The 7,526-nt window shown below is 33.4% G+C and carries 6 protein-coding genes; 4 read left to right on the forward strand and 2 right to left on the reverse strand.

Features of this window, described 5'->3' with window-relative positions; translation table 11 throughout:
• The first annotated feature begins 128 nt into the window (after positions 1-128).
• From EG57_RS0205655 to EG57_RS0205665, 3 genes are read left to right on the forward strand one after another with little or no spacing between them, the layout of a single operon-like run.
• A complete protein-coding gene (locus tag EG57_RS0205655; protein ID WP_032076298.1) occupies positions 129-1,520 on the forward strand; it encodes an oxidoreductase in 1,392 nt (463 codons plus the stop codon).
• A 16-nt stretch (positions 1,521-1,536) separates the two neighbouring features.
• A complete protein-coding gene (locus EG57_RS0205660) occupies positions 1,537-2,550 on the forward strand; it encodes an amidohydrolase family protein (protein ID WP_032076310.1) in 1,014 nt (337 codons plus the stop codon).
• Between the two features lie 26 nt (positions 2,551-2,576).
• Positions 2,577-3,338: an SDR family NAD(P)-dependent oxidoreductase gene (locus tag EG57_RS0205665; RefSeq protein ID WP_032076299.1), complete on the forward strand. Its 762-nt coding sequence runs from the start codon at positions 2,577-2,579 to the stop codon at positions 3,336-3,338.
• A 71-nt stretch (positions 3,339-3,409) separates the two neighbouring features.
• Here the strand turns inward: EG57_RS0205665 and EG57_RS0205670 are convergent, their stop codons facing one another.
• Together EG57_RS0205670 and EG57_RS0205675 are read right to left on the reverse strand one after the other, a co-directional pair.
• The gene (locus EG57_RS0205670) at positions 3,410-4,657 is read right to left on the reverse strand and encodes a radical SAM protein (protein ID WP_032076300.1); all 1,248 of its coding nucleotides are present in this window, start codon (positions 4,655-4,657) and stop codon (positions 3,410-3,412) included.
• A 56-nt stretch (positions 4,658-4,713) separates the two neighbouring features.
• On the reverse strand, positions 4,714-5,163 hold the full coding sequence (locus EG57_RS0205675; RefSeq protein ID WP_032076301.1) for a helix-turn-helix transcriptional regulator: 450 nt from the start codon (positions 5,161-5,163) through the stop codon (positions 4,714-4,716).
• A gap of 349 nt (positions 5,164-5,512) precedes the next feature.
• Between EG57_RS0205675 and EG57_RS0205680 the strand changes: the two genes are divergently transcribed.
• A complete protein-coding gene (locus tag EG57_RS0205680) occupies positions 5,513-7,405 on the forward strand; it encodes an ABC-F family ATP-binding cassette domain-containing protein (protein WP_032076302.1) in 1,893 nt (630 codons plus the stop codon).
• Positions 7,406-7,526 lie beyond the last annotated feature (121 nt).

Here is a 7,526-nt window from a genome sequence, read left to right on the forward strand (position 1 = left end):
TGTTTTGTCTCTTATCTTACAAATCATAACCTTTTGATTCTTGAATTGATGATAGAAATATCTTATAGTTAAAAGCAGCAAATGTCAATTATGAGAACATTTGTAAGATGTATAAGGAGGTTATTTAAATGAATACAGACATATTATTTGAGCCGATTCAGATCGGTAATGTAGAATTGAAAAACAGAATTGCTATGTCGCCAATGAATATGGGATATACGGGACCGGAAGGCTATGCAAGTGATCAATCTAATGCTTGGTATGCCACTAGGGCAAGAGGCGGCTTCGGTCTTATCATCACTGAATGTATTGTAGCCAATCCTTATCCATGGCGTGGCAGCGATTCGCTTAATCCTCTTTTATGTGACAGTCAGAAAAAATACCGCTTTTTGAGCCAATTATCTGATGTTGTTCATTCTTATAAAGGTACTAAGGTATTTATGCAAATTTCTCCCGGATGGGGAAGGCAGGGACATCCAGATATGATGCATGAGGCTATTGCTGCAGGTGCTCCATCAGCTGTTTCCATAGAAACAGACCTGCGAAATTTAAATTATGGTTGGGCTAAGCAGTTGAAAAGGCTTGGTGTTACACTGATTGATGAAATTGGAGGCGTGGAAAAACTTAAAAATCTTAGCGATGAGGAATATGAAGATGTTAAAGATATGGCTTTTAACTATCTAAAAAAGAATGCTCCTGAATTTTTCCACGCAATTAAAGGACATACTCCACGAGAATTAACTATTGCAGAAATTGAAAAGATAGAGGGATTCATGGTTGAACATGCTTGTGCTGCGTATAAATTAGGTTATGACGGTGTAGAACTCCATACTCCTCATGGATATTTCCTGCATCAATTCTTGTCACCGCGCTCCAATCAACGTACTGATATGTATGGTGGCAGTACTGAAAATCGCGCTCGTGTAGTTACAAATATTATTGAGCGTATCCGTAAAAAAATTGGCTCAGATAAGGTGTTAGGTTGCCGTCTTTCAGGAGATGAATTGGTAACAGGTGGATTAGGTCACCAAGAAGTATGTAAGCTAGTTAAGCTTTTTACTGATGCAGGAGCAAACTATTTTGACGTATCACAAGGCTGTTATGAGAATCCGGGAGCTGGATTTGCACCAGATGGTGAAAATGACTTTACACGCTGGTCACCAGGCTTTAAAGAAGCTAGTGGAGGACTACCAATCATTACACCAGATTTTGTTAATCCAGAGATTGCTGCAGAAGCAATTAAAAGCGGAAAAACCGATATTATTTCTCTTGGACGTCAGTCTATTGCTGATCCATATTGGCCTGCAAAGGTGAAAGCTGGAAGATGCGGAGATATCGTAAAATGCATACGTTGTCAGCAATGTTACATGAATTTATTTGAACCTCGTTGGATTCGCTGTTCCATGAATCCTACTGCTGGATTTGAAAAATATTATCCAGAACTTTGGCAGGATAATGGCTTAATGGATGTACATGCAAAAAGATTTATGGATAAACGACAAGGTTTACCTCAAATATAAGAAAGGAGCAACTAATATGAACGATAAATATTTTGATGATGTTTTTTTTAAAATCGATCCAGAATGTCATTTAATTGGAGATATGGATACAATAAATCACTTTCCTGGTGTGAAAATGTGGTGGCGTGCTATTGATGGCATTATGCGCCTTTTGCTGCAGGGAGCACCAGAAAAATACTCTGATATGATAGAACCTTGGGAACTTAAAAAAAGTTCTGATCCCGAAAATATAATCCGTGCAATGGATAAATATAACGTTGACATTGCATGTCTTTTACCTGAATCTATGATGGATACTACAGGATATTCCAGTCGTTGGTGTACAAATGGTGATACATGGAAGGCTGTTTTAAAACATACTGATCGTTTTATAATTGAGCCGAATATTTCTCCAATTAAGCACAGAGGTGTAGAAAATGCTATATGGGAGATGGAATATTGGGTAGAGCAGGGCGCAAAAATTTTTAAATACTATCCACCTGAAGATACCTATATAAATGATCCTGAGCTATGGCCTTTTTATAAGAGAGCTGAAGAGCTTGGTATTGTGTTAGATATTCATACGGGCTTCTCATGGGTGCCACCTGGAAAGAGTAAGTATTGTTTGCCTATCCAACTTGATGATGTTGCTCGCGACTTTCCAAACTTAAAGCTTGTAGCCTTTCATATGGGGTATCCTTATTGTGATGATCTCAATATGGTAGCTATGGGTCATCCTAATATATACTTATGTTTGAGTCTGCTTGTACCTTGGGCAATAACTGCACCATATAAATTTGGAAAAATCCTTGGAGAAGCAATGAGATTTGCAGGACCAGATCGTATAATTTGGGGAACAGATAGCGCTGGATATGGTGTTCAAATAGGTGCGGCAGTAATGGGACTTCGTAACTTCCAAATTCCTGAAGAATTGCAATGGAAGTATGGCTATTTACCTCTCACTGATGAGGATAAGCGTAAGGTATTTGGTGGCAATTTAGCTGGACTTTTGGGGATTGATACCACTGTGCGTCGTATCAGTAAGCGATGATGAGTTTTATGAAAGGAGGTAGAAACATGCATAAATTTCAAGGTAAATATGCTGTTGCTACAGGTGGAACGGATGGCATTACAAAGGAAAGTATCATTTGTATGGCAAAGGAAGGATTAAGTGGTGCTATAATTGCTGGTAGAAATGAAGAACGTGGCATAAAGGCCGCTGAAGAAATCAAAAACTTAACAGCTTGTGAATGCTATTATGTTAAAACTGATGTTTCAAAACCAGAGGATATAATAAATTTATTTAAAGTAGCAAAATTGAAATTTCCTACTATTCACATTTTAATAAATGGTGCTGGAGTTTGTCCATCAATGCCAATCGAAAGTATTGATGTGCAAGAATGGGATAGAGTGATGAATATTAATTTAAGGAGTATGCACTTATGTATATTAGAAGCTCTTAAGTTTATGAAACCACAGAAATATGGAAAAATAATTAACATTTCTTCTGCTGCAGGTAGAATTGGTGGAAATGAATCATCTATAGCATATTCTGTATCAAAAGGTGGAATGATTACTGCCACCAAATGCTATGCAAAAGCATATGGTGTTTACAATATTAATGTAAATGGTATTTGTCCAGGTGCCATTAGAACGAATATGATTACTGATTTTACTTATGTAAATTCTCCAGAATCTTTAATTAAACAAATCATTCCTTTGGGTAGATTAGGAAAAGTTGAAGATTGTAGTGGAGTTATATCATTTTTAGCTAGTAATGATTCAGATTACATTACTGGATGTAGCATAGATGTAAATGGTGGAGTATTCATGAATTAGAAAATAATATTTTTATAGTAATGTAAATTATAAATTAATGCTACTCTGCGGTAATAAAAAATAGAAGTTGTTTAATACAAATTTATTTTATCTGGCCATGCTTCTTGTTGTGCTATCCTCCAAGTTTTGTCTATGTATTGGTGAGTATAGGCCTGCTCAACTAAATGATATTTATAAGTGCCCTTTTTCGTTAATTCATAACCTTCATTTGTTTTACGAATAAGTCCCAGAAACATACCGAGTTGTAATTCAAATTTAAATATATAATCTAAGTCTGTATTAAAAAGTTTTTTGAATTTTTTATTGTTAATTTTTAAAGTATATGAATTCCAAAATAGCCAGTAAAGGGCACGAGTTTTTTTGTTAAAGCTAAGAGTAAGAGAAGTTGGTATCTTCTCATTGTTTATGCATTTTATGTACTCTACAACTGAGAAGGTATTAACTTTAAAGAAATCATTTAAAAGGGTAGTAGCACTTGGTCCAAAGCCTATAAAACTATCCCTTGTAATAGAAGAATATTTAGGAATGCCTTTTTTCCCAAAAGTCCACACAGAGGTTCTGATGCATTGAAGTTCTCCACTTATTGATTCAAGATATTCAAGGAGTTCCTTTTTATGTTTTTTCCCTAAAGGTTTACTTTCATTATTTGCATAGGAAAAATCAATAAAAGGATAGGTGGAAACTTGAGTTGCTCCTGAATTAAATGCAGTAATAAAATCATTTTTTAAACTTTCCTTGCTTTGACTTTTTATGCCGAACATAAGATCTACATCTATGGTAGTAAAACCAGCAGCAGCAGCCATTTTTACTTTTTCAGCACCATTAATATATTCTCTGCCTAGAATATTTAAGTATTTTTCTTCAAAGGATTGAATACCTATACTAACCATGTTAAAACCAATATTTTTAAGCTTTACAAGAGTTTCAGTATTAATATCTCTTGGATGAAGTTCTATGCCTATATTGGATTTTATATGAAAGTTAGTTCTAAGTACATTTAAAATATCAGAAAGGTGTTCAAGCATAAGTGCTGGTGAACCACCACCAAAATATACACTATTTATATTAGTCTTTTTTTTATTTAGAGCGCTTACCATCTGGATTTCTTTTGTTAAGGCATCCTTATAGGAAGAGGCTAAAGACTTATCATATTTTACTTTATTATATGGACAAAAAGGACAAATAGTGGTACAAAATGGGATGTGGACATATATGCCAAGCTCTGGAACATCCATATTAAACTCATATTTGTTTTCATTTGTAAAAGTAAAAGGTTTTAAGGATCTTGTAAAAAGTAATCTTAATAAATTTGTAATCATTAAATAACCCCCTAAATATATTTTAATTTGAACTGTGTCATTTACTTTATGAAAATCTATTTATTAAGTTCACTTATTCTTTTCTTTATATAGTCGAAGTCAAAAGATGAACATATTCTCCTATCTTCAGCATTTAAAATTCTATAGTGTTTTGATATTATATTTTGTTGAATTTTGTAGCTGCTTTCAGATTCAATATCTTTCCACCATACATGCCCACCTAAAGTTTTATCATAAGTTTTTTCATAACCATCAAAAGCTAAAGATAGTATAATATCTTGAGTGTCACCTCCAAAAGCCAGCTGCAAAATTTCACTGTCATTAAAGATAGTGCATGCAGCAACAGAAGTAGTCCATCCCAAAGAAGATCGTCCTTTTTCTATTTGTACTAAGGTTTTCTTTGATATTCCTAGAATATCTGACATTTTATCTTGTGTATAATTTTTTTCATTTCTAATAAGTCTGATTTTTGAATTTACTATTTTTATAAACTCTTCTCTTGTCATAATAGTCCTTTCATTAATATCTTTTAGATTAGTATTATTCAGATATAGTAATTAATTATATTATAGTGTAATTTTACACCGTAATATAAAATTAGTCAAATGAATTGCAAATATAAATCAATTGTAATAATTCATAGATTAAAAAATATAATAACATCGTTTTTAAATTTTTATAGTAAGGACAACTTTATTGCAGAATTGTTTATAGACTAGATAAATTATGAGATATAGGATTATAATTTATATGTAATCAAGTAAACTTCACCTGAGTCTAAGAATCACTTGATGTTTACTATAAATGATATATAATTGAAAAGGGAAATAAGGAGATTTATAAGGAGTGCATCATATGCTAGTTAAAATTACAAATGGCTGCGTTGCTTTTGGCGCAAATACAATATTATCTAATATAGATTTTGAAATAAATGAAGGAGAAAAAGTTGCTTTAGTTGGACGAAATGGGTGCGGAAAGACAACTCTGCTTAAGCTGATTTCTGGTGAATATGAGCTTGCAAAGCTTGATAACGGTGAAACTTCCTCCATTATTACAGCTAGAAATATAACTATAGGCTATCTTAAGCAGATTACATTTGAAGATGAAACTTTTACGCTTGAGAAAGAAGTAAAAAAAGCCTACAAGGAAATACTTGATATAGAAATTAGAATGGAGAAACTTCTTAGTGAGATGGAAAGCGGCCCAAATAATTCTGCAGTTAAGAAATATTCAGAATTACAGGAAAGATATAGTCTGCTTGGAGGTTATAGTTATAAGAAGGAATATGAGGGTGCTATTAAGCAGTTTGGTTTTACAAATGAAGATAAGTCAAAAACTCTTTCAGAGTTTTCTGGAGGACAGCGTACTAAAATTGCCTTTATTAAGCTTTTGCTCAGTAAGCCGGATTTATTGGTATTAGATGAACCTACAAATCATCTTGATATTAATTCTATTGAATGGCTTGAAGAATATTTAAAGGCATACAAAAAGTCAGTTCTTATAGTTGCTCATGACAGGGAATTTTTAGATAAAATTGTGAGTTCAGTTTATGAAATTGAACGAGGGGAAATCACAAAATATGCTGGGAATTATTCTGTATTTGCTGAAAAAAAGCGTGTTCAGTGGGAAATACAGCAGAAAAAACATATTGAACAACAAAAGGAAATAGCTCATTTAAGTGGACTTGTTGAACGTTTTCGTTATAAAGCCACCAAAGCGGCTATGGCACAATCTAAAATAAAGCAGCTTGATCGTATGGATGTTATAGAAGCACCTGAATTAGCAGATACAAATAGCTTTCATGCGGATTTTGAACCTGAATACCAAAGTGTTCAACTGGTATTGTCAGTAAAGGATTTGGATATAGGATACAGTGAAAAACTTTCAACGGTTTCACTTAATATAACTCGTGGTGAAAAAGTTGGAATTATTGGTGGTAACGGATTAGGTAAATCTACCTTTTTAAAAACCATTGTTGGTGCAATACCTCAGCTTGGAGGTACCTATTCAATTGGAGATAAGGTTAAAGTTGGATATTTTGATCAGCATATGGCACAATACAAAAGTGATAAAACTGTATTAGATGAATATTGGGATGAGTTTCCTAATCTAACCCAGACAGAGGTTAGAGGTGCCCTTGGAGCTTTTCTTTTTACACAAGAAGATGTGTTTAAACCAGTTAATGCTCTTTCTGGTGGAGAAAAGGTACGTTTGGAATTATGTAAGATATTAAAGAGAAGACCAAATTTTCTTATCCTGGATGAACCTACAAATCATATGGATATAATAGGTAAGGAAACATTGGAGAAAATGCTCATGGATTATACTGGTACGGTGCTTTTCGTTTCTCATGATAGATATTTTGTAAAAAAAATTGCTTCGTCAGTTTTGGTATTTGATGAAGGTAATGTTGATTATTACCCTTTTGGATATGAGTACTATTTGGAGCAGGCAGTAAAGAAAACTGATGAGGAAGAAAAATCTATAGTTAAAGAAAAAAGTAAAAAGAAAAAATTTACAACTCCTGGTAAAGAAAAGGCTAAGATGGAAGCAAGGATTAAAAAGCTTGAAGTATTGCTTCAGGAATGTGATGAGAAAATTGCAAAACTTGAAGAAGGGCTTAAATCGGAAGAGGTTGTTTCTGATTATGTAAGATTAACGGAACTTCAAGAAGAACTAACAGCACAGGAAGAGCTCAATATGAGTTATTTAGAGGAATGGGATGAATTGCAGGATAAATTAGTTTAATAATTTAAAAACATTGCGACGCAAAAGTGCAGTGGAAGTTTGGATTTTAACTTTTATTCCGTGATATATGCTAAGTGTGTCATCACGGCTAAATGTTTTAATTATTCTAAAGCTCGAAATT

Origin of the sequence: Clostridium drakei, assembly GCF_000633595.2 — a bacterium.
GTDB lineage: Bacteria > Bacillota > Clostridia > Clostridiales > Clostridiaceae > Clostridium_AM > Clostridium_AM drakei.

Coding starts and splice junctions, on each gene's coding strand:
- EG57_RS0205655 (WP_032076298.1), top strand. CDS start 129: ATGAATACAGACATATTATTTGAGCCGATTCAGATCGGTAATGTAGAA.
- EG57_RS0205660 (WP_032076310.1), top strand. CDS start 1,537: ATGAACGATAAATATTTTGATGATGTTTTTTTTAAAATCGATCCAGAA.
- EG57_RS0205665 (WP_032076299.1), top strand. CDS start 2,577: ATGCATAAATTTCAAGGTAAATATGCTGTTGCTACAGGTGGAACGGAT.
- EG57_RS0205670 (WP_032076300.1), bottom strand. CDS start 4,657: ATGATTACAAATTTATTAAGATTACTTTTTACAAGATCCTTAAAACCT.
- EG57_RS0205675 (WP_032076301.1), bottom strand. CDS start 5,163: ATGACAAGAGAAGAGTTTATAAAAATAGTAAATTCAAAAATCAGACTT.
- EG57_RS0205680 (WP_032076302.1), top strand. CDS start 5,513: ATGCTAGTTAAAATTACAAATGGCTGCGTTGCTTTTGGCGCAAATACA.